At 68.8% G+C, this 20,286-nt stretch carries 18 protein-coding genes; 14 read left to right on the top strand and 4 right to left on the bottom strand.

The window, feature by feature from the left end; genetic code table 11:
• Positions 1–36: 36 nt before the first annotated feature.
• Complete coding sequence (locus BGO45_RS08085) at positions 37–1,194, top strand: alpha/beta fold hydrolase (RefSeq protein WP_292692507.1); 1,158 nt, start codon at positions 37–39, stop codon at positions 1,192–1,194.
• A 230-nt stretch (positions 1,195–1,424) separates the two neighbouring features.
• Positions 1,425–2,606 carry a zinc-dependent alcohol dehydrogenase gene (locus BGO45_RS08080; protein WP_292692504.1) on the top strand — a complete coding sequence of 394 codons (1,182 nt, stop codon included), beginning with the start codon at positions 1,425–1,427 and terminating at the stop codon, positions 2,604–2,606.
• A 138-nt stretch (positions 2,607–2,744) separates the two neighbouring features.
• On the opposite strand, the gene BGO45_RS08075 is transcribed toward BGO45_RS08080, so the two are convergent.
• Complete coding sequence (locus BGO45_RS08075) at positions 2,745–3,968, bottom strand: carbamoyl-phosphate synthase large subunit (RefSeq protein ID WP_292692501.1); 1,224 nt, start codon at positions 3,966–3,968, stop codon at positions 2,745–2,747.
• Between the two features lie 103 nt (positions 3,969–4,071).
• Between BGO45_RS08075 and BGO45_RS08070 the strand changes: the two genes are divergently transcribed.
• From BGO45_RS08070 to BGO45_RS08060, 3 genes are read left to right on the top strand one after another with little or no spacing between them, the layout of a single operon-like run.
• Positions 4,072–5,796: a circularly permuted type 2 ATP-grasp protein gene (locus tag BGO45_RS08070; protein ID WP_292692499.1), complete on the top strand. Its 1,725-nt coding sequence runs from the start codon at positions 4,072–4,074 to the stop codon at positions 5,794–5,796.
• A complete protein-coding gene (locus BGO45_RS08065; protein ID WP_292692496.1) occupies positions 5,790–6,722 on the top strand; it encodes an alpha-E domain-containing protein in 933 nt (310 codons plus the stop codon). The genes BGO45_RS08070 and BGO45_RS08065 overlap by 7 nt, the downstream gene beginning before the upstream one ends.
• Positions 6,719–7,564 carry a transglutaminase family protein gene (locus tag BGO45_RS08060; protein ID WP_076493452.1) on the top strand — a complete coding sequence of 282 codons (846 nt, stop codon included), beginning with the start codon at positions 6,719–6,721 and terminating at the stop codon, positions 7,562–7,564. Before BGO45_RS08065 ends, BGO45_RS08060 begins: the two co-directional genes overlap by 4 nt.
• Positions 7,565–7,567: 3 nt before the next feature.
• Here the strand turns inward: BGO45_RS08060 and BGO45_RS08055 are convergent, their stop codons facing one another.
• A complete protein-coding gene (locus BGO45_RS08055; RefSeq protein ID WP_292692490.1) occupies positions 7,568–8,179 on the bottom strand; it encodes a TetR/AcrR family transcriptional regulator in 612 nt (203 codons plus the stop codon).
• A 71-nt stretch (positions 8,180–8,250) separates the two neighbouring features.
• Here BGO45_RS08055 and BGO45_RS08050 point away from each other — a divergent pair, with 71 nt between their 5' ends.
• Positions 8,251–9,717 carry an MDR family MFS transporter gene (locus tag BGO45_RS08050; protein ID WP_292692487.1) on the top strand — a complete coding sequence of 489 codons (1,467 nt, stop codon included), beginning with the start codon at positions 8,251–8,253 and terminating at the stop codon, positions 9,715–9,717.
• Positions 9,718–9,730: 13 nt separating this feature from the next.
• On the opposite strand, the gene BGO45_RS08045 is transcribed toward BGO45_RS08050, so the two are convergent.
• Entirely contained in the window at positions 9,731–10,729 is a 999-nt protein-coding gene (locus BGO45_RS08045; protein WP_292692484.1) for a LacI family DNA-binding transcriptional regulator, read from the bottom strand.
• Positions 10,730–10,831: 102 nt separating this feature from the next.
• Here BGO45_RS08045 and BGO45_RS08040 point away from each other — a divergent pair, with 102 nt between their 5' ends.
• The 7 genes from BGO45_RS08040 (at position 10,832) to BGO45_RS08010 (ending at position 17,673) form a co-directional block, all read left to right on the top strand.
• A complete protein-coding gene (locus BGO45_RS08040; protein ID WP_292692481.1) occupies positions 10,832–12,361 on the top strand; it encodes a sugar ABC transporter ATP-binding protein in 1,530 nt (509 codons plus the stop codon).
• A complete protein-coding gene (locus BGO45_RS08035) occupies positions 12,358–13,344 on the top strand; it encodes an ABC transporter permease (protein ID WP_292692478.1) in 987 nt (328 codons plus the stop codon). Before BGO45_RS08040 ends, BGO45_RS08035 begins: the two co-directional genes overlap by 4 nt.
• Positions 13,341–14,429, top strand: coding sequence for an ABC transporter permease (locus tag BGO45_RS08030; RefSeq protein WP_292692475.1), 1,089 nt, complete (start codon positions 13,341–13,343; stop codon positions 14,427–14,429). Before BGO45_RS08035 ends, BGO45_RS08030 begins: the two co-directional genes overlap by 4 nt.
• A gap of 11 nt (positions 14,430–14,440) precedes the next feature.
• Positions 14,441–15,493, top strand: a complete 1,053-nt coding sequence (locus tag BGO45_RS08025) for a rhamnose ABC transporter substrate-binding protein (protein ID WP_292692473.1) — start codon at positions 14,441–14,443, stop codon at positions 15,491–15,493.
• Between the two features lie 70 nt (positions 15,494–15,563).
• Positions 15,564–17,006 carry an L-fucose/L-arabinose isomerase family protein gene (locus tag BGO45_RS08020; protein ID WP_292692471.1) on the top strand — a complete coding sequence of 481 codons (1,443 nt, stop codon included), beginning with the start codon at positions 15,564–15,566 and terminating at the stop codon, positions 17,004–17,006.
• A complete protein-coding gene (locus BGO45_RS08015) occupies positions 17,006–17,335 on the top strand; it encodes a putative quinol monooxygenase (RefSeq protein WP_292692468.1) in 330 nt (109 codons plus the stop codon). Before BGO45_RS08020 ends, BGO45_RS08015 begins: the two co-directional genes overlap by 1 nt.
• On the top strand, positions 17,332–17,673 hold the full coding sequence (locus BGO45_RS08010) for an L-rhamnose mutarotase (RefSeq protein ID WP_292692465.1): 342 nt from the start codon (positions 17,332–17,334) through the stop codon (positions 17,671–17,673). The genes BGO45_RS08015 and BGO45_RS08010 overlap by 4 nt, the downstream gene beginning before the upstream one ends.
• A gap of 199 nt (positions 17,674–17,872) precedes the next feature.
• Here the strand turns inward: BGO45_RS08010 and BGO45_RS08005 are convergent, their stop codons facing one another.
• Complete coding sequence (locus BGO45_RS08005; protein ID WP_292692462.1) at positions 17,873–18,868, bottom strand: LacI family DNA-binding transcriptional regulator; 996 nt, start codon at positions 18,866–18,868, stop codon at positions 17,873–17,875.
• Positions 18,869–18,984: 116 nt separating this feature from the next.
• On the opposite strand from BGO45_RS08005, the gene rhaI reads away from it, so the two are divergent.
• On the top strand, positions 18,985–20,151 hold the full coding sequence (gene rhaI, locus BGO45_RS08000; protein WP_292692459.1) for an L-rhamnose isomerase: 1,167 nt from the start codon (positions 18,985–18,987) through the stop codon (positions 20,149–20,151).
• The last annotated feature ends 135 nt before the right edge of the window (positions 20,152–20,286 follow it).

Below are 20,286 nucleotides of genomic sequence, written 5' to 3'. Positions count from 1 at the left end.
GACTCGTGCGAGGCGACCGGGGGTACCGTCGGGAACATGCGTGAGCGAGTGAGCACCCTCCGGCGCCCGGCCGTGGGCGGCGCACCGCCGTTCGAGCTGAGCTACGTACGCACCGGTCCGCGCACCGCCACCCCGGCGTTGATCATTCCGGGCGGGCCCGGGCTGGCATCCGTTCTGCCGTATCGGGGACTGCGTCGTCGCGCCGCCGCGGGAGGCCTCGACGTGCTCATGGTCGAGCACCGGGGGATCGGCCGGTCGCGGCACGACCTCGCCGGCCGGGTGCTCCCCGCCGACGCGATGCGCATCACCGCGGTGCTCGACGACCTCGCCGCCGTGCTCGACGCCGAGGGCGTCGACCGGGCGTTCGTCGTCGGTTCGTCGTACGGCAGCTATCTCGCGTCGAGCTTCGGAGCCCGGCATCCGGACCGTGTGGCCGGGATGCTCCTCGATTCCGCGCTGCAGTCCACCGAGGACCTGGCGCTCGAGCGCGCCCGCCTGCGGGGCCTGTTCTGGGATGCCGACGACGACCTCTCCCGCGGCGTGCGTCGCCTCGTGGCCGACGGGATCGACGAACGCGTGGTGCTCGACGTCGTGCGCGCGGCGTACGAGCTCGCGGGCCCCGAGCTGGTGCGCCCGCTCGTACGGCACCGCCCGGGTCTCGCGTGGCACGCGCTCGCCGCGTACGCGTCCCGCGACGGCTCGGTCGCGCGGATACCGGGCATCTACGAGTTCGACGTCGTCGGAACGATCGCGTTCCGCGAACTGCACTACGGCGCTCCGCCCGACGGTCTTCCGCTGGACCCGGCCCTCACCTACGCCCCGCTCGCGGAACGGTATCCGGCGTTCGACGGCGAGCCGAACGACCTGACCGCCGCCGTCGCCGGATTCCGCTGGCCGATGGTCCTGCTCTCGGGCGATCGCGACCTGCGCACTCCGCCGGAGATCGCCGAGCGCGTGGCCCGGACGGCTCCGGATGCCACCCTGGTCCGGCTCCGCAACGGCCACAGCGCGCTGGACACCCAACCGATGGCCCTGCTCAACGCCACGCGACGCCTCGTCCGCGGTCAGCACCATCGCCTCCCGGCCGAGGAGCCGGCGCTGGACCGTCTCCGCCGCACCGGCGTCTCGGCCCGGTTCCCCCCGCTGCTGCAGGCCCTGGCGCACGCCGACACCGTCGTCCGCCCGCGCCGCTGAGTCCTGGCATCCGTTCCCGGCCCGTCCCGTGCCGCGCGGGCACGTACCGTCGTGCGGAGTTCGGCGACGACACGCCGTGTTCGGGTGCCCGTGGGCGGCGTGTCGCCGTCGCGATCCGCGGGACGGTCCGGGACACCCCTGTCGATCGGCGCCGCGTTCGTCAACGGGGTCGACCGATCGACGACCTCGGATGACACTGGCCCCTCGTTCCCCCGACGAGAGGCAGCACGATGAAGGCATTGACCTGGCAGGGCAAGCGCGACGTGAGCGTCGAGGAGGTCCCCGACCCGCAGATCCTCGAGCCGACCGACGCGATCGTGAAGATCACGTCGACCGCGATCTGCGGTTCCGACCTGCACCTGTACGAGATCTTCGGACCGTTCATCGACCCGGGCGACGTCCTCGGCCACGAGCCGATGGGCGTGGTCGTCGAGGTCGGTTCGGCGGTCACGAACCTCGCGGTCGGCGACCGCGTCGTCGTCCCGTTCAACATCTCGTGCGGACACTGCTTCCTGTGCCGGCGCGGGTTGCAGTCGCAGTGCGAGACGACGCAGGTCCGCGAGTACGGCAGCGGCGCGGCGCTCTTCGGCTACACGAAGCTCTACGGCCAGGTACCCGGCGGTCAGGCCGAGTACCTGCGCGTCCCGCTCGCGGACTACAACCACATCACGGTCGGCCCGGACCTCCCCGACGACCGCTACCTGTTCCTCAGCGACATCGTGCCGACGGCGTGGCAGGGCGTGCAGTACGCCGACGTCCCGGACGGCGGCACGCTCGCGGTCATGGGTCTCGGCCCCGTCGGCCAGTTCGTCTCACGCATCGGCGTGCACCTCGGCTACCGCGTTCTGGCGGTGGAGCCCGTCGCCGAACGTCGCGCGATGGCCGAGCGCCACGGCGTCGAGACCTTCGACCTCACCGACACCGTGATCGAGGAACTGCGCGACCTCACCGAGGGTCGCGGAGCCGACGGCGTCGTCGACGCGGTCGGCATGGAGGCGCACGGCAACGGCGGCATCAAGTTCGCGCAGGATGCCATCGGCCTGCTGCCGGATGCCCTCGCGCAGAAGCTCATGGACACGGCCGGCCTCGATCGGCTCGCCGCGATGCACGCCTCGATCGACGTCGTCCGGCGTGGGGGAACGGTCTCGCTCAGCGGCGTCTACGCGGGCGAAGCCGACATCCTGCCGATGAAGACGATGTTCGACCAGCAGCTGACTCTGCGGATGGGGCAGTGCAACGTCAAGCGGTGGATCGACGACCTCCTGCCCCTGGTGGAGGACCCCGCCGACCCGCTCGGTGTGATGGACCTGGTCACGCACCACGCCCCGCTCGAGGACGCCCCCGCGCTCTACGAGACCTTCCAGAAGAAGGAGGACGGCTGCATCAAGGTGGTGCTGCGGCCGGGTTCCTGACGCCGTGCGTCGTGCGGGCACGTACCGTCGTGCGGAGTTCGGCGACGACACGCCGGTGAGGAGCCGGGCTCGCCGGCGTGTCGGGCACGGAGTCCGCACGACGGCGCGCACCTCGGCCCGATGACGGGATGCCGAGGGCTAGACGCGACCGGAATGCACGGCCTCCAGGGCCGCGGCGTCCGCCGGGCTCATGCCCTGGATCGGCTCGCCGTTCCAGACGATGTCGTCGCCGAGTGCGGCCAGAACCTCTTTGCGGTCCCCGTGCGAGATCTTTGCCCCGTGCACGATGGTCGCCGGGCTCCACAGCATCGCGGCGTCGTCCCACCACCCGGCCCCCACATCGCGCACGTGCACGAGATCGTGCAGCGTCTTGGGCAGGTGCTGGAGGGGCTCCGTGAACGCCTCGGCGAGGACGGCCAGGGTGATCTGGCGCTGAGTCCCGGGAACGGCGACGATCGTGTGCTCGACCGTCCCCTCGATCGCGCGCGAGACATCCTCGGCCTCGAGCAGGATGACGCCGTTGGTGGGGCGCGGGTTGCACTCGATGATCTTGTAGTCGGGCGTTCCGTCGGTGCCGTGGTCGACGAAGTCGAACGAGATCTGCCCGGTGAACGTCGGATCGAGCGTGTCGACGATCTGCTGCGTGAACCGGAGGGTGTCGGTGCTGTCGACGGCGACGAACGCGATCGCGGTGCTGTGCGCCCACTGCTCGCCCGCCTTGTACGTGGTGTGCGCGGTGACGCGTCCGTCCACGACGACGCTGTAGGTGCAGACCATCGGGCCGTCGACGAACGGCTGGACGAGCCAGGGCTGCTCCGGCGTCGGCACGCAGTCCTCGATCGGCACCTTCCCCGCGAGGGGACCGGTGTTGGTGAGCAGCCCGACGCCGCCGCGCGAGAACGCCGCGCGCGCGAAGTACCGCGGGAACCCGTCGATCGCGGTGCGCAGCTCCTCGGGCGAGGTGACGACCACCGTCTCGGGGATCGGCACTCCGGCATCCTGAGCCAACCGCTGGAAGCTCGCCTTGTCGTGGAGACGCGCGAGATCGGGGAAGCTCCCCGCGTACAGCTCGACGCCCTCGGGGAGGTCCGCAACTCGGGCGGCGAGGTAGAAGACCTCCTCGAACGTGGGGATGATCAGGTCGATGTCGTGCGCGCGGACGTAGGCGCCGACGGTCTCGATGAAGGCATCCGTCTCGAAGCGCGGGGACGGCGTGACCAGGTGCCCGGTGAGGAAGCGCGAGTGGTTGCCGACGGCGCCGTCGTACGTGTCGCTCGCGAACACGGTGTGCCCGACGCTGCCGAGTTTGCGGACGAGGTCGAGAGCGAACGTGTTGCGGGAACTGGTGACGAGCACGCGCATGGAGGCACCCTTGGTCGAGGCGGCAGATGGTGGCGTCAGCCTAGCCACGCCGCTGCGCGCCGGGGAAACACCTGCGCAACACGGGCGTGGGTAGGCTCGGGGCATGGGTGACCTGTTCGACGGTTACGGCTCCACGCTGGCGCCGCGCAAGACCGCATCCGGCATCCCGGCGTACGACGAGATGTTCGGTGTCCCGGCCACCCCCGGCGACACGGCACCCTCGCGCGAGGCGTATCGGGAGCTGTACCAGGCGTTGGCGCAGATGACGCAGGAGGAACTGCGCGGGCGCACCGACTCGCTCGCCAGTTCGTACCTCGCCCAGGGCGTGACGTTCGACTTCGCGGGCGAGGAGCGTCCGTTCCCCCTGGATGCCGTGCCCCGGGTCATCGCCTACGACGAATGGTCGCGCATCGAGGCGGGCGTGAAGCAGCGGGTGCGGGCGCTGGAGGCGTTCCTCGACGACGCCTACGGCAACCAGCACTGCGTGCGCGACGGCGTGCTCCCGGCCGGACTCATCGCGTCGTCGCAGTACTTCTACCGTCAGGCCGCCGGCATCCGCAGCGCCAACGGCGTGCGCATCCAGGTGTCGGGCATCGACCTGATCCGCGACGAGCACGGCGAGATGCGGGTGCTGGAAGACAACGTGCGCGTGCCCTCGGGGGTGTCGTACGTCATCTCGAACCGCCGGGTCATGGCGCAGACCCTGCCCGAGCTGTTCGTGTCGATGCGGGTGCGACCGGTCGGCGACTACCCCAACAAGCTGCTCGCCGCTCTCCGCGCGTCGGCCCCGCCCGGGATCGATGACCCGAACATCGTGGTGCTGACCCCGGGTGTCTACAACTCGGCGTACTATGAGCACACGCTGCTCGCGCGTCTCATGGGCGTCGAGCTGGTCGAGGGGCGCGACCTGCTGTGCGTCGGCGGCAAGGTGTTCATGCGCACGACCCGCGGACCCCAGCGGGTCGACGTCATCTACCGCCGCGTCGACGACGACTTCCTCGACCCGATGCAGTTCCGCGCCGACTCGATGCTCGGGGCCCCCGGTCTCATGCTCGCCGCGCGCCTGGGCAACGTCACGATCGCCAACGCCGTGGGCAACGGCGTCGCCGACGACAAGCTCCTCTACACCTACGTTCCCGACCTGATCCGGTACTACCTCGCCGAGGAGCCGATCCTGAAGAACGTCGACACGTGGCGCCTCGAAGATCCGGGCGCGCTCGAAGAGGTGCTCGATCGTCTGCCCGAACTCGTGGTGAAGCCCGTGGACGGCTCCGGCGGCAAGGGCCTCGTCGTCGGTCCGGATGCCTCGCCCGCCGAGCTCGAGAAGCTGCGCAAGCGACTGCTCGCCGACCCGCGCGGGTGGATCGCGCAGCCGGTCGTGATGCTCTCGACGATCCCCACCCTGGTCGAGGACGGCATGCGCCCCCGCCACGCCGACCTGCGCCCGTTCGCCGTCAACGACGGCGACGACATCTGGGTGCTCCCCGGTGGCCTCACGCGCGTGGCGCTGCCGGAGGGGCAGCTCGTGGTCAACTCCAGCCAGGGCGGCGGATCGAAGGACACGTGGGTCGTCGGCGGATCCGCGCCCTCGCACGTGGAGTACGGCCAGGGCAACGGCGTCTCCGGTCTCGTGGCCGACCAGGCGGCGGTGACCGAGGCGATCCCGATCATCTACGACGGCCAGCCCGCCCCGGCCACGGCGCCGCGCGACCACCGCGCCGACCGTGACCAGCAGGAACAGCAGCAGCAGGCCGATGCGGGCGTGCAGCACGGCCCGCAGGCCGAGCAGCAACAGCAGCAGAGCGACGGGGAGGTGCCCTCGTGCTGAGCCGTATCGCCGAGTCGCTGTTCTGGATCGGTCGCTACATCGAACGGTCGGACGGCACCGCGCGCATCCTCGACGTGCACCTGCAGCTCCTCCTCGAAGATCCGTGGATCGACGAGGACACGGCGTGCCGCTCGCTCCTGAGCGTCATGGGGTCGCCGTTCCCCGAGAACGTCGACACCGTCCGCCGCGACGACGTCCTCGCCCGCCTGGCGGTCGACCGGATGAACCCGTCGAGCATCGCCTACTCGCTCACCGCGGCGCGCGAGAACGCCCGGCGTGCGCGCGAGATCGTCTCCACCGAGCTGTGGGAGATCCTGAACACGACGAACTCGCGGATGCCGCGGCGTCTGCAGACCGAGAAGGTGCACGAGTTCTTCCAGTGGGTGCGCGAGCGCGCGGCGCTGGCGATCGGCATCGTCGACTCGTCGACGAACCGCGACGAGGCCTGGCAGTTCTTCACGCTGGGCCGCAGCATCGAACGCACCGACATGACCGCGCGCCTGCTCGCGACCCGGTCGCTCACGGAGGTGTCGGGTCCGTCCTGGACGACGATCCTCCGCTCGTGCGGGGCGTACGAGGCGTACCTGCGGACCTACCGGGGGATGCCGAGCGCCCGCAACGCGGCGGAGTTCCTGCTGCTGGACCGCCTGTTCCCCCGGTCGATCATCTACTCCATCCAGCGCGCCGAGGACTGCATGAGCGCCATCGACCCCCGCGCCGACCGTGTCGGCCACTCCAACACGGTGCTGCGAGCCCTCGGGCAGATCCGCAACGACCTGGAGTACCGCCCCATCAGCGACATCCTCGCCGAGCTCCCCGAGCACATGCAGCGCGTGCAGACGGTGACGCGCGAGGCCTCCGAGGCCATCCGGTCGCGGTTCTTCCCGACGCAGGCCGAGCCCGCGTGGATCGGAGAGATCTCGTGAAGCGCCTGCGCATCGAGCACCAGACGGGTTTCGCGTACCCGGGCGACGTCGTGGCCTCCTACAACGAAGCGCGGATGCTGCCGGGCTCGACCGACAGCCAGTTCGTGCTGAGCTCGTCGCTCGACATCGAGCCGTCGACCTCGGTCAATCAGTACGTCGACTATTTCGGCACGCGCGTCGCCGCGTTCGACGTGCTCTCGCCGCACTCGGCCCTGACGATCACGGCGCGCTCGCTCGTGGAGGTGCGCCCGAGGCCGATCGAGCACGCCGACATCACGTGGGACGCGCTGCGCGCGGAGGCATCCCGATCGATCACCACGGTCGAGCAGTTGACGCAGACACGACGCACGGCGCCCCACCCCGAGGTGGCCGCGCTCGCCCGCGGGATCGCGGCCGGATACGACCGGCCCGGCCCCGCCGCGCACGCGATCGCCGAGGCCATCGGCGACGCGATCGAGTACATGCAGGGCGTCACGGGCGTGCACTCGACCGCCGTCGATGCGTGGGAGGCGCGCAAGGGCGTGTGCCAGGACATCGCGCACATCACTCTCGGAGCGCTGCGCGAGGTCGGCATCCCCGCCCGGTACGTGTCGGGATACCTGCACCCCAAACCGTCCGCCGAGGTCGGCGAGGCCGTCACCGGGGAATCGCACGCGTGGGTGGAGTGGTTCGCGGGCGACTGGCAGGGCTTCGATCCCACGAACAACATCGAGATCGGCGACCGCCACGTCCTCGTCGGCCGCGGTCGCGACTACAACGACGTGCCGCCGCTGCGCGGCGTGTACGCGGGTCCGGGCAAGAGCCAGCTCAAGGTGAAGGTGACGATCACCCGCGAGACGTGAGTCTCAGGCGCTCGCGGCGCGGGCCAGCATCTCGCGCACGTCGCGGTGCAGGTCGACGAGGCTGCGGGCCTCGCCGCGGTCGTGGCACCGGGCCCATTCGTCGAGGGTCGTGCGCATCTCGAGGGCCGTCAGGCCCGCCGCCGCGCGGACGTCGGCTTCGGGACGTCCGATGCGTTCGGCGATCTCGGCGACGAAGAGGTCGGAGGCCGTGATCTCGCGGCGGATCGCGGCGCCGAGCAGCGAGGGTTCGTGCCCGATGAGCCGGCGCACGCGCAGGTAGCGCTCGCGGGCCTCGGAGTCGGCATCCAGGTTCTCCAGTTCGCGCGCGAAGACCGCGCGGAGTCCGGCGGCGAGGGCGGCGATGTCGTCTCCGGGACGGCCGGCGCCGGTGACGGCGGTGACGAAACGGTCGTCGTCGATGAAGACGGCGTCCTCTTTGCTGCCGGCCAGGCGGAAGAACGTCCGGGGGGAGACCCCGGCCCGTGCGGCGATCTCGTCGACGGTCGTGCCCGCCACCCCCTTCTCCTCGAACAGGTCGAGGGCGGCGGCGCAGATCTCGAGCGCGGTTTCGCGCCGTCGGCGATCGCGCAGACCGGGCGCGGCGGGGGTGCTCATCTCCGATACAGTAGTCGATGTCTTATTGGCAGTAACTGCCAAGTTGTCGCCCTCTGCTCAGATTGGTCGCCATGGTCGCCACCGGAACCGCCCCCACCGTCTCCCCGCCCGCCACGCCGGTCCGCCCCGGTGCCGTCATCGCCCTCCTCGTGGTGGCCGCGTTCGTCGTGATCCTCAACGAGACGATCATGGGTGTCGCGCTCCCCGAACTCATGCGCGAGCTCGACATCACCGCCGCCACGGCGCAGTGGCTGACCACCGCGTTCCTGCTGACGATGGCGGTCGTCATCCCCACCACCGGGTTCCTCATCCAGCGCTTCCCCCTCCGCGCGTTGTTCTTCGCCGCGATGGGACTCTTCACGCTGGGAACCGTCATCGCCGCCCTCGCCCCCGGGTTCGGGGTGCTGCTGGTGGGGCGCATCGTGCAGGCGTCCGGCACGGCGATCATGATCCCGCTGCTGTTCACCACCGTGCTCAACGTCGTTCCCGTCGATCGCCGCGGGCGCATGATGGGTCTCATCTCCATCGTCATCTCGGTGGCGCCCGCGATCGGACCGACCGTGTCGGGCCTCATCCTGTCGGCGTTCCCGTGGCGGGCGATGTTCATCGTGATGGTCCCGATCGCGCTCGTCGCGATCGCCCTCGGTGCACGCTGGGTCCGCAACCTCACCGACACCCGCCCCGTCACGCTCGACGCGGTCTCGGTGGTGCTGTCCGCGCTCGCCTTCGGCGGGCTCATCTTCGGACTCTCGAGCATCGGCGAGGCCGCGGGCGGCCACGCGATCGTGCCCGTCTGGGTGCCGCTGGTCGTCGGCATCCTGGCGCTCGCCGCCTTCATCGTCCGTCAGCTCCGTCTGGGCTCGACCGACCGCGTGCTGCTGAACCTCTCCGTCTTCCGCCATTCGACGTTCACGGTGGCCGTCGTGCTCGTGGTCGTGGCGATGACGACGCTGTTCGGCGTGCTGATCCTGCTGCCGCTGTACCTGCAAAACGTCCTGGGCCTCGGGACCCTGCCGACGGGGCTCATGCTGCTCCCCGGCGGGCTCGTCATGGGACTCATGGCGCCGCTGGTGGGCTCGCTGTTCGACCGTTTCGGCGCGCGCCCGCTGGTGCTGCCCGGGGCGGTCGTCGCGAGCGTCGCCCTGTGGGGCTTCTCGACGCTGTCGGCGTCCACCCCCATCGGCTTCATCATCGCCGTGCACTGCGTCCTCAGCCTCGGGCTGGCGTTCATGTTCACGCCGCTGATGACGGCGGCGCTGGGTTCCCTGCCGCGCGAGCTCTACCCGCACGGATCGGCGATCGTCTCCACCGTGCAGCAGCTGGCGGGTGCGGCGGGTACGGCGGTGTTCGTCACCCTGATGACGGTCGGCGCGGCCGCCGCTGCGGGCGAGGGCAGCGGGATCGTGGATGCCACGGCCAGCGGCATCCACTCCGCCTTCTTCGTCGCGGCGTGCCTGTCGATCGCGGTGGTGGTGCTGGCGGCGTTCGTGCGGACGCCGAAGCAGGTCGACGGCGGAGGTGCGCCGGTCGGGCACTGAGGCGGGTCGCTCGTCACGCCACGCGTGGGGCGGACTCGCGCACCACGAGATGAGGCTCGAAGATCGTCGTGGAATGACGATGCGTGTCGCCCTCTTCGATCTCGCTGAGCACCTTTGCGACGGCCTCCTCACCGAGCGCGGACTTGGGCTGGGCGACGCTGGTGATGCTGGTGTCGCCTTCGACAGCGAGTGCGAGGTCTCCGTATCCGACGACCGCCGCATCGTGCGGTGTGCGCAGTCCCCGATCTCGCAAGCCACGGATGACGCCGAGGGCGAGCTGATCGTTCGTACAGAAGATGCGGCGTGGAGCGCCGCTGTCGGCGATCTCGCGACCGATGCGAATCCCCTCCTCGACGGTCATGTGCTCGCTGGTGAACTCGCGCAGACCGCTCGGGTCCGTGACGGCGTCCAGGAGTCCGAGCCTGCGCTCTCGACACTGAGGTATGGAGAGCGGCCCGTTGACGAGGGATAGTCCCTCGCCTGCTGCGGTGAGGAGATGCCGGGTGGCCAGTGCTCCCCCGGCGATGTCGTCGACGGCGACGGCGCATCCGTCGTGCGCGTCGAAGACGCGGTCGACGAGCACCAGGTGAGTTCCGACCATGCGCAGTTGCCGGAGGCGTGGTTCGGAAGCGCTGTAGGGGACGACGATCGCCCCGGCCGCACGCTGTTCCGCGAGCATCTCGAAGTGCGACAGCTCGACAGCGGCGTCGTCGTGACTCACGCAGAGAGCGAGTGCGTAGCCTCGCCTTCCCGCAGCGACCGCGATCGATTCCGTGATGGCCGCGTAGAACGGATTGATCAGTTCCGGCACCACTACGCCCAGGAGCTTGTTCGACCCGCGTCGCAGCGTGGCGGCTGCGCGATTGGGAACGAAATCGAGACGCTCCATCGCCTGACGCACTCGTTCTCGAGTGGCCTCGGCAACGAGGTGGGGGCGATTGATCGTGTTCGAGACGGTCGCCACGGAGACGCCCGCAGCGTCGGCGATCCGGGAGAGGCCGATGCCCTTCATATCTGCCCTCCCGGCGATCCGTCTGACGACCCGTGTTGACGGGGGTCGGTTCTTGGCTATAGTAAACCCTAATTTAATCGATTAAAACGGAGACTCTGGACGATGAAGCCCGAGCAGACCCCACCACCGCCCGACCGCGACGCCCTGCGTCTGCTCTCGGCCGTGAAGACCTTCGGACCCGTCGTGGCGCTCGCCGACGGGACCATCGAGCTGCGTGCGGGGGAAATCCACGCGCTCGTCGGCGAGAACGGTGCCGGCAAATCGACGCTGGTGAAGATCCTCGCCGGCGTCCACGCACCCGACGCGGGTGAGTTCCTCGTAGCGGGCATGCCGGTCGTTTTCCGCTCGGTGGCCGACAGCAAAGCGGCCGGCATCTCGGTGATCTACCAGGAACCCACCTTGTTCCCCGATTTGTCGGTGGCCGAGAACATCTTCATCGGGCGCCAGCCCCGCGGCCGTCTCGGCCTGATCGATCGGGGCGCGATGCGTGCGGCCGCGGTCGCACTCTTCGCGAGCCTCGGCGTCCCCATCGATCCTGATCGTCCGGCCGAAGGACTCTCCATCGCTGATCAGCAGATCATCGAGATCGCCAAAGCCATCTCGCTGGATGCCCGCGTGTTGGTGATGGACGAGCCGACCGCCGCTTTGAGTGGCGCCGAGGTGGACCGTCTGTTCGTCGTCGCCCGCGCCCTGCGCGACAAAGGGGCCGCCATTCTGTTCATCTCCCATCGCTTCGACGAAGTGTTCGATCTGACTGATCGCATCACCGTCATGCGCGACGGACGCTACATCTCCACGCACGAGACGAAACAGACCGATGTAGCCACGATCGTTCGGGCGATGGTGGGCCGAGATGTCGACACCCTCTTCCCGAAGGAGCCGGCCCCCATCGGGAAGCCCGTGCTCACGGTGCGCGGAATGACGCGAGCCGGTGTGTTCTCCGAAATCGACCTGGAGGTGCGTGCCGGCGAGATCGTGGGACTGGCCGGACTCGTCGGTGCGGGGCGGACGGAAGTGGCGCGTGCGATCTTCGGTATCGATCCTTACGACGAGGGGTCGGTCGTGGTCGACGGTTCGGCGCTGCCCCCGCGGTCCCCCGATGCGGCCATACGGGCCGGAATCGGCTTCGTGCCCGAAGATCGTCGCAAGCAGGGACTCGTGATGGACCTCTCGGTCGCTCGCAATATCACGCTCACTCTCCGGCGTTCGCTCAGCCGGATGGGGATCATCGACGTCGCCGCTGAGCGGCGCACAGCCGCTGATTGGGCGCGTCGGCTGCAGGTGAAGGCGGGCTCCCCGCGCATCGCCGTCTCGACCCTCTCCGGCGGCAACCAGCAGAAGGTCGTCCTCGCCAAATGGCTCGCCAACGACCCCCAGCTGCTCATCGTCGACGAACCGACGCGCGGCATCGACGTGGGCACCAAGTCCGAAGTGCACCGGTTGCTCTCCGACCTCGCCGGGCGGGGTATCGCCATCTTGATGATCTCGTCGGAACTGCCGGAAGTCCTCGGCATGTCCGACCGAGTGCTGGTCATGTGCGAAGGGCGCATCAGCGGCCGATTCGATCGCACGGAGGCCACGAGCGAGAACGTGATGCACGCCGCCATGGCGAACCAAGGAGGCCGCGCATGAAGAGGCTGCAGAACATCGCCCGACTCCGCGAGCTCCCCGTCGCGGGAGCGCTCATTGTTCTCGTCATCGCGACGACACTGATCAACCCGCGCTTCCTGACACCGCAGAGTGTGAAGGATCTGCTGCTGAATGCGACCATCCTGATGATTCTCGCTGCGGGGCAGGCTCTCGTCCTCCTCACCCGCAACGTCGATCTCTCGGTGGGATCGATCCTCGGCATCACGGGCTTCCTCACCGGTACCCTCTTCGCCACGGTCCCGGGCATCCCCATCCCGGTGGTGTTCCTCATCGCAATGCTGGTCGGCGCGGTCCTCGGTGCGATCAACGGCCTGTTGGTGACTTTCGCGGGTGTACCTGCCCTCGTGATCACCCTGGGCACGCTCTACATCTACCGGGGCCTCAACAACGCCTGGGCGGGGGGCAAAGAGTACTTCTCCGGAGACCGCCCCGTCGCGTTCGGCAATCTCTCCGTCGACACCCTGCTCGGGTTCCCGATCATCACGTTGATCGCGATCGGGGTCATCGCTCTCCTGGCCGTGTCGCTGGGCTACACCAGACGCGGTCGCGACCTCTACGCCATCGGGTCGGATCCCGACGCTGCGAAGTTGTTCGGCATCCCCGTGGGGCGTCGTGTCTTCTCCGCCTTCGTTCTCAACGGGCTGCTGGCGGGTCTCGCCGGCGTTCTCTACGCGTCGCGTTTCAGCTCTGTGGGAGCCACGACGGGCACGGGGCTCGAACTCGACGTGGTCGCGGCTGCGGTCGTCGGCGGCGTGGCGATTTTCGGCGGTAGCGGGACGGTGGCGGGCGCGGCGATCGGTGCCGTGTTGCTCACGACCATCACGAGCTCGCTCACCGCACTGCGTGTGGACAAGTTCTGGCAACAGGCGGTGGTTGGCATCCTCATCCTGGCCGCCATCGTCATCGACCGCGTCGCGACCACGCGCGCAGCCCGAAAGCTCCGACTGAGTGAGGCCCGAAAATGACCAGCGCACCGACCGCTACCTTCACCATCACCCAGGAGACCCGCGTGCGGAGCGGCCTCTCCCGAGTCTTCCTCAGCCGGGACGGCATCCTCGTGGCGCTCCTCGTCCTGCTGGTGCTCGTCGCGTGTCTCGCCGTGCCGCGTTTCGCGTCTCCGGTGACGACCGGATACCTGTTGTCCAACGCCGTGCCCGCGCTCTTGATCGCCCTGCCGATGACGCTGATCATCATCACGGGTGAGATCGACCTCTCGGTCGCGAGCATCGTCGCGATGTCGACAGTGACGGTCGGCTCCCTCACCACGGCCGGATGGCCGTTCGGCGCGGCGATGTCTGCGGCGGTGGTCGTCGGCGTCGTCGCGGGAGCTGTGAACGGCGTGCTGATCGCCTTCGTGGGACTCCCTTCGCTCGCCGTCACCATCGGGACGCTCGCACTGTTCCGCGGACTGGCGCTCGTCGTCATCGGTGACCGGTCGGTTTCCGCGAGCTCGTACCCGGATGTCGCGATCGACGTGGTCGGCGCGAAGCTCGGCGCAACAGGCATCCCCGTCCTGGTCATCTTCATCGCCCTGGCTGTCGCGATCTTCGCCGTCATCCTGCACGCGACGCCGTTCGGTCGGGGGTTGTTCGCCGTGGGGTACAGCAAAGAGGCGGCCCGTTTCGTCGGCATCCGCGTTCCGCGCGTGAAGTTCGTGCTTTACGTCCTCAGCGGGTTGATGTGCGGTGTCGTGGGAGTGTTCTGGGCTCTGTCGTACAGCGCCCGTAGCGACAGCGCTTCGGGGCTCGAACTCACGGTGATCGCCGCCGTCCTGCTCGGCGGGGTGTCGATCTTCGGCGGTCGGGGTTCCATCCTCGGAGCGGTGGCGGGGGTGCTCGTCATCGCGGTGATCACCTACGCGATGAGGCTGCAGCGCATCCCGGATGTGACCCTCGTCATCGTCACGGGCGCGCTTCTCATCCTCTCCGTCGTCGGACCGAGCGTCTTCGCCGCTGTCCGCCGCTCCCTGCACGTTCGTCGCGTGCAACGCACACTTCCCCGTCCCGCCCGGGCCGGGGCCGAGAACGCCCCGCACCGGCGTCTCACCTGAAAGGAAAGACAATGACGTTCCTCCGCTTTCACCGTCCGCGCCACCGCGCACTCGCCGCAGCGGGTGCCTTGGCGGCGCTCGCCCTCGCTCTCAGTGCCTGCTCCGGCGCGGGCGCCAGCCCCTCGGGAGAGGAGGGCGGCGACACCACGCTCTCGTTCATCCCGAAGAACCTCAACAACCCGTACATCACCCTGGAACTCTCCGGGGCGAAGGCGGCGGCGGAAGAACTCGGCTTCACGTACGCCGAGGCCGCCCCGCTGGATGCCGGCGCCGACAGCCAGATCCCCTTCATCCAGACGGAGGTGCAGAACGGCACCAACATCATCGCCGTCTCACCGAACGACCCTGACGCGGTGTGCCCCGCTCTCGAGGATGCCCGCAACGGTGGGGCGAAGATCATCACGTTCGACTCGGATTCGGCGAAGGAGTGCCGCGACCTGTTCATCAACCAGGTCGCCGTGAAGGACGTCGCCAAAGGCCAGCTCGAGCAGCTGTACGACCAGATCGGCGGCACCGGCGACATCGCGATCCTCTCGGCCACGGCCGCCGCGCCCAACCAGAACGCCTGGATCGAAGCCATGAAGGCGGAGATCGCGAGCAACCCCGATTACGAATGGAACCTCGTCGCCACGGTCTACGGCGACGACGACGACACGAAGTCGTTCCAGGAGGCGCAGGGCCTGCTGCAGTCCTACCCCGATCTGAAGGGCATCATCTCGCCGACGACGGTGGGCATCGCCGCCACCGCACGGTACCTGTCGACATCCGAATACAAGGGCAAGGTCGCGCTGGTCGGTCTCGGGCTCCCGGGTCAGATGAAGGAGTACCTGACGGACGGCACCGTGAAGGAGTTCGCGCTCTGGGACCCGTCGGAGGTCGGTTACCTCACGGCATACGCGGGCAAGGCGCTGCTGGACGGCACCATCACGGGCGCCGAGGGCGACACCTTCGAGGCGGGCAAGCTCGGCACCTACACCGTCGGCGCCGACGGTCTCGTGCTGGTGGGCGAGCTGCTCAAGTTCAACGCCGAGAACATCGACCAGTACGACTACATCACATTCTGATCGCCCTTCCCGGGTGGCAGCGGGGACGCTGCCACCCGGGGTCTCTTCGCTCGACGAAAGCTGACGCTCCATGACGTTTCCCTCGGCCTCACTGGCCACCCTCCTTCCCCCGCGCCGACGGCGAAAGCCGCGCATCGGTCTGGTCGCGGGCGGTCTCGGCACCTACTGGCCGCAGTTCCCCGCCCTTCTTCCTCAGTTGCAGGAGTCCGCGCGGTACGTCTCCGAGCGGTTCGCGGGGATGGACGCCGACGTAACCGACGTCGGCTTCATCTCCGACGCACAGGAGGGCGCGGCCGCTGCGGAGACTCTTCGCCAGGCGGACTGCGACCTCATCGTGCTCTTCCTCACCACGTATCTGACGAGTTCGATGGTGCTCCCCATCGCGCAACGCGCGGACGCCCCCGTGCTGATCATCGACTTGCAACCCACGGAGCGGATGGATCACGCCACCTTCGACACGGGAGCGTGGTTGGCCTACTGCGGTCAATGTCCTGTACCCGAGGTGGGCAACGTCTTCCGACGCGCAGGGGTGCCCTTCCGATCGGTCTCGGGGTGGCTGCATCAAGACTCGGCCTGGGAGCGCATCGAACGCTGGGTCCACGCCGCGCACGTCCGAGCGGCGCTGCGTCACGCCCGCCACGGTCTCATGGGCCACCTCTATCCGGGCATGCTGGATGTGTCGACCGACCTGACTCTGCTGCCGTCGACGTTCGGATCGCATGTGGAGGTGCTCGAGTTCGACGATCTGCGAGTGCGAGTCGCCGAGGTCACGGACGCTCAGGCGCGTGAACGGATGCAGTTGGCGGCGAAGATCTTCTCCCTCGACGATTCCGTCGTGGACGACGACTTCCTCTGGGGGGCACGGGTGTCTGTCGGCCTCGATCGGCTCGTCGACGACTTCGATCTCGACTCCCTCGCCTATTACCACCGCGGTCTGGGCGGAGAACTGCACGAACAACTGGGTGCCGGGATGATCCTCGGAGCCTCCCTGCTCACCGCGCGGGGGATCCCGACCACCGGCGAGTACGAGTTGCGCACGACCGTGGCGCAGTTGGCGACGCAGGTCATCGGCGCAGGCGGATCGTTCTGCGAGATCCAGGCCTTGAACTTCGACGACGACGTCGTCGAAATGGGGCACGACGGTCCCGCCCATCTCGCGGTTTCTGCGCGCGAACCGCTTCTCCGCGGGCTCGGCGTGTTTCACGGAAAGCGCGGATGGGGGGTGTCGGTCGAGTTCGACGTCGATCCGGGTCCGGTCACGCTTCTCGGTCTCGGTCAGGATCGGGATGGCTCGCTGGTGTTCGTGGCATCCGAGGGTCGGGTGGTTCCCGGTCCGCTGCTGGCGATCGGCAACACGACCAGTCGCGTCGACTTCGGTCGCGATCCGGGGGAGTGGGTCGACGCGTGGTCGGCTACCGGCGTCGGACACCATTGGAGCCTGTCGATCGGGCACCGCGCGGAGACCTATCGCGCGGCCGCTTCGCTCCTCGGCATCGAATACCGGGTGGTCTGATGAGCGTCACGGTGGTCGCGGTCCTGACGGCGAAGGGCGGGCGAGGAGGCGAACTGATCGACGCGTTCGCCGAGGTCTCTCCTCTCGTGCACGCGGAGGCGGGCTGCGAGACGTACGCGGCCCACCGGGAGAGGAACGGAGACGCCGTCGTCATGTTCGAACGGTGGGCGACCCCCGCTGCCTTGGATGCGCACGCGAACGGTGCACCTCTTGCCCGGCTGAACGAACTGATCGAAGACGTCCTGATCCGTCCGTACGACGTGTGGTTCCTGGATGCCGTATCTCTGGGTGACGAGGAGAAGGGACGCGTTCCGGGGGTGGGGCTGTGAACCGATACTGCTTCACCCTGCGCGTTCTCGTCGATCATCTCGACGAGTACCGCCGGCATCACGAGGCGGTCTGGCCGGAGATGCGGCAGGCGCTTCGAGAGACGGGGTGGCACAACTACTCGCTTTTTCTGCGCCCCGACGGTCTCCTCATCGGATACCTCGAATCACCTCTCGATTTCGACGAGTTGCAAGCGGCGATGGCTGCGCGCGATGTCAATGCACGCTGGCAGGCCGAGATGGCGCGCTTCTTCGACTCCTCGGAGGGGACCCCGGACGCCGGACTCCAGCTCGTGCCGATGGTCTTCCATCTCGAAGCTGGGTCTGCCGTGCACGAATGAATCGCTGCCGGTGCGGGGCCGGCTAAAGCCACCGTTCGCACGTTCGGCTCGGGGCCGTCGGCATCCGGCGATGGTCGGCGGGTCGGTCGCGGCCGTTGGGCGCAACTCCGGCGATCTTCCCGGCGACAGCGAGGTGTCGTGTGGTTTCGGACGAAACTTCAGGAGTCGTGCGGATGCCGCGCACCCTCGACGACCGGGGTCAGCCGCCCGTCGAGGCCCGGACCACCAACTCGGGTCGGAATCGCACGCGCCGGGGTGCCGCTGCCGGATCGTCGAACGACTCGAGCAGCACCCCGATCGCGGTGGCGCCGATCTCTCGCGCCGGTTGGCGTACGGACGAGAGCGGAACGACCGTCGACTGGACGAAGTCGATGTCGTCGTAGCCGATGATCGCGAGATCGCTCGGCACCCGGATCGTCCCCAGGATCGCCGACCCCTGCAGAACCCCTGCGGCGAGCAGGTCGTTGGCGCAGAAGGCGGCATCCGGGCGATCCTCGGGGCGGCGGGCGGCGAACTCTTCGCCGACCTGCCGCCCCGCGAGCACGGTGAGTGCCGGTTTCTCGATGATCTCGAGGTGTGCGTCGGGGACCTCGGCGAGTGCCCGTCGCGCGCCGTCGAGTCGGGCCGCGACCTGACGGACGGCGATCGGACCGCCGACGAACGCGAGGCGCCGTCGACCGCGCTCGAGCAGGTGGCGGGTCGCGAGGTATCCGCCCTCGACGTCGTCGACGGCGACGGAGGGCAGGCTGCCGTCGGGTGCTTCGCCGTCGACGAGCACGAGGGGGAGTCCGGTCTGCGTGATTCCGGGGGCTGAGACATCGCTCGGCGTGAGCAGCACGCCGCGGACGCGCTGTTCGCGGAAGAGGTCGAGGTAGGCGTTCTCGCGCGCCCCGTCCTGCCCGCTGTTCCCGAGCAGAACGGAGAGGCCTTCGGCATCCGCTCGCTCCTCCGCTCCCCGGGCGACCTCGGCGAAGAAGGGGTTCGCGGTGTCCAGCACGATCAAACCGACCGAACGGCTCCGCCCCGCGCGCAGCTGGCGGGCGGCGTCGTTGCGCACGAATCCCAGCTCCTCGATCGTCGCGTGCACGCGTTCCACGGTGGCGGGGGAGACCTTCTCGGGGCGGTTGAGCACGTTCGAGACGGTGCCGACCGAGACTCCCGCGGCGGCCGCGACGTCCTTGATGCTCGCTGACACCGGTGCTCCTCCCCTTGACGAACCGAGGCCTCCACACTACAGTCTGAAACGATTCAAGTTGTGAAACGATTCACGCGTTTCCTCCGAACCCCACCGTCGTGGAGAAGGACCGCCCCATGAGCACCCTCACCCCCGAGATCCTCTCGACCCTCGAGAGCCAGGCCATCGAGCTCCCCTCCTGGGCGTTCGGCAACTCCGGCACGCGTTTCCGCGTGTTCCCGACCGCGGGCACGCCCCGCGATCCGTTCGAGAAGATCGCGGACGCCGCGCAGGTGCACCGCCTCACGGCCCTCGCCTCGACCGTCGCGCTGCACATCCCGTGGGACCTCGTCGACGACTTCGGCGCCCTCCGTCGTCACGCCGAAGACCTCGGCGTGAAGCTCGGCACGGTCAACTCCAACACCTTCCAGGACGAGGACTACAAGTTCGGCGCCCTCACCCACCACGACGAGCGCATCCGCCGCAAGGCCATCGACCACCACCTCGCGTGCATCGACGTGATGGATGCCACGGGCTCCCGCGATCTGAAGATCTGGCTCGCCGAGGGGTCGAACTACCCCGGCCAGAACGACATGCGCGGCCGCCAGGACCGCCTGCAGGACTCGCTGCAGCAGATCTACGCGCGCCTCGGCGACGACCAGCGCCTCGTGCTGGAGTACAAGTTCTTCGAGCCGTCGTTCTACCACACCGACGTTCCCGACTGGGGAACCTCCTACGCCCAGGTGGCCGCGCTCGGCGACAAGGCGCTCGTGTGCCTCGACACCGGTCACCACGCGCCCGGCACGAACATCGAGTTCATCGTCATGCAGCTTCTGCGCCTCGGGAAGCTCGGCTCGTTCGACTTCAACTCGCGCTTCTACGCCGACGACGACCTCATCGTGGGCGCGGCCGACCCGTTCCAGCTCTTCCGCATCCTCGTCGAGGTCGTGCGGGGCGGGGGCCTCAACAACCCCGACGTGGCCTTCATGCTCGACCAGTGCCACAACATCGAGGACAAGATCCCCGGGCAGATCCGCTCGGTGCTGAACGTGCAGGAGATGACCGCCCGCGCGTTGCTCCTCGACCGTGACGCGCTCACCGCCGCCCAGCAGGCCGACGACGTCCTCGCCGCGAACGCGGTGCTGATGGACGCCTTCTACACCGACGTGCGTCCCGCTCTCGCCGAGTGGCGCGAGTCGCGCGGCCTCCCCGCCGACCCGATGGCTGCGTTCGCGGCATCCGGATACCTGCCCCGCATCGCCGAAGAGCGTGTCGGCGGCACCCAGGCCGGCTGGGGCGCCTGATCCAGACCCACCGGGGCGGCGTCTGAATCCGCCGTCCCGGTGTCCACCCCGCTGCCGCCCCGCGCAGGGCGGCCCCCACATGGCTTGAGTGTCGAAGACACGCGGACGTGCCCCACCGACATCCGCGTGTTCTGG

The organism is Microbacterium sp. 71-36 (genome assembly GCF_001898305.1).
GTDB lineage: Bacteria > Actinomycetota > Actinomycetes > Actinomycetales > Microbacteriaceae > Microbacterium.
The sequence above is the reverse complement of the archived record's forward strand: the minus strand, read 5'-3'. Positions and strand labels throughout refer to the sequence as shown.

Bases quoted from the DNA above. Each gene is read 5' to 3' on its own strand.
- BGO45_RS08055 (WP_292692490.1), bottom strand. From the start codon at position 8,179: ATGAGCACCCCCGCCGCGCCCGGTCTGCGCGATCGCCGACGGCGCGAA.
- BGO45_RS08020 (WP_292692471.1), top strand. From the start codon at position 15,564: ATGACGTTTCCCTCGGCCTCACTGGCCACCCTCCTTCCCCCGCGCCGA.
- BGO45_RS08045 (WP_292692484.1), bottom strand. From the start codon at position 10,729: ATGAAGGGCATCGGCCTCTCCCGGATCGCCGACGCTGCGGGCGTCTCC.
- BGO45_RS08015 (WP_292692468.1), top strand. From the start codon at position 17,006: ATGAGCGTCACGGTGGTCGCGGTCCTGACGGCGAAGGGCGGGCGAGGA.
- BGO45_RS08070 (WP_292692499.1), top strand. From the start codon at position 4,072: ATGGGTGACCTGTTCGACGGTTACGGCTCCACGCTGGCGCCGCGCAAG.
- BGO45_RS08075 (WP_292692501.1), bottom strand. From the start codon at position 3,968: ATGCGCGTGCTCGTCACCAGTTCCCGCAACACGTTCGCTCTCGACCTC.
- BGO45_RS08035 (WP_292692478.1), top strand. From the start codon at position 12,358: ATGAAGAGGCTGCAGAACATCGCCCGACTCCGCGAGCTCCCCGTCGCG.
- BGO45_RS08025 (WP_292692473.1), top strand. From the start codon at position 14,441: ATGACGTTCCTCCGCTTTCACCGTCCGCGCCACCGCGCACTCGCCGCA.
- BGO45_RS08050 (WP_292692487.1), top strand. From the start codon at position 8,251: ATGGTCGCCACCGGAACCGCCCCCACCGTCTCCCCGCCCGCCACGCCG.
- BGO45_RS08040 (WP_292692481.1), top strand. From the start codon at position 10,832: ATGAAGCCCGAGCAGACCCCACCACCGCCCGACCGCGACGCCCTGCGT.
- BGO45_RS08080 (WP_292692504.1), top strand. From the start codon at position 1,425: ATGAAGGCATTGACCTGGCAGGGCAAGCGCGACGTGAGCGTCGAGGAG.
- rhaI (WP_292692459.1), top strand. From the start codon at position 18,985: ATGAGCACCCTCACCCCCGAGATCCTCTCGACCCTCGAGAGCCAGGCC.
- BGO45_RS08030 (WP_292692475.1), top strand. From the start codon at position 13,341: ATGACCAGCGCACCGACCGCTACCTTCACCATCACCCAGGAGACCCGC.
- BGO45_RS08085 (WP_292692507.1), top strand. From the start codon at position 37: ATGCGTGAGCGAGTGAGCACCCTCCGGCGCCCGGCCGTGGGCGGCGCA.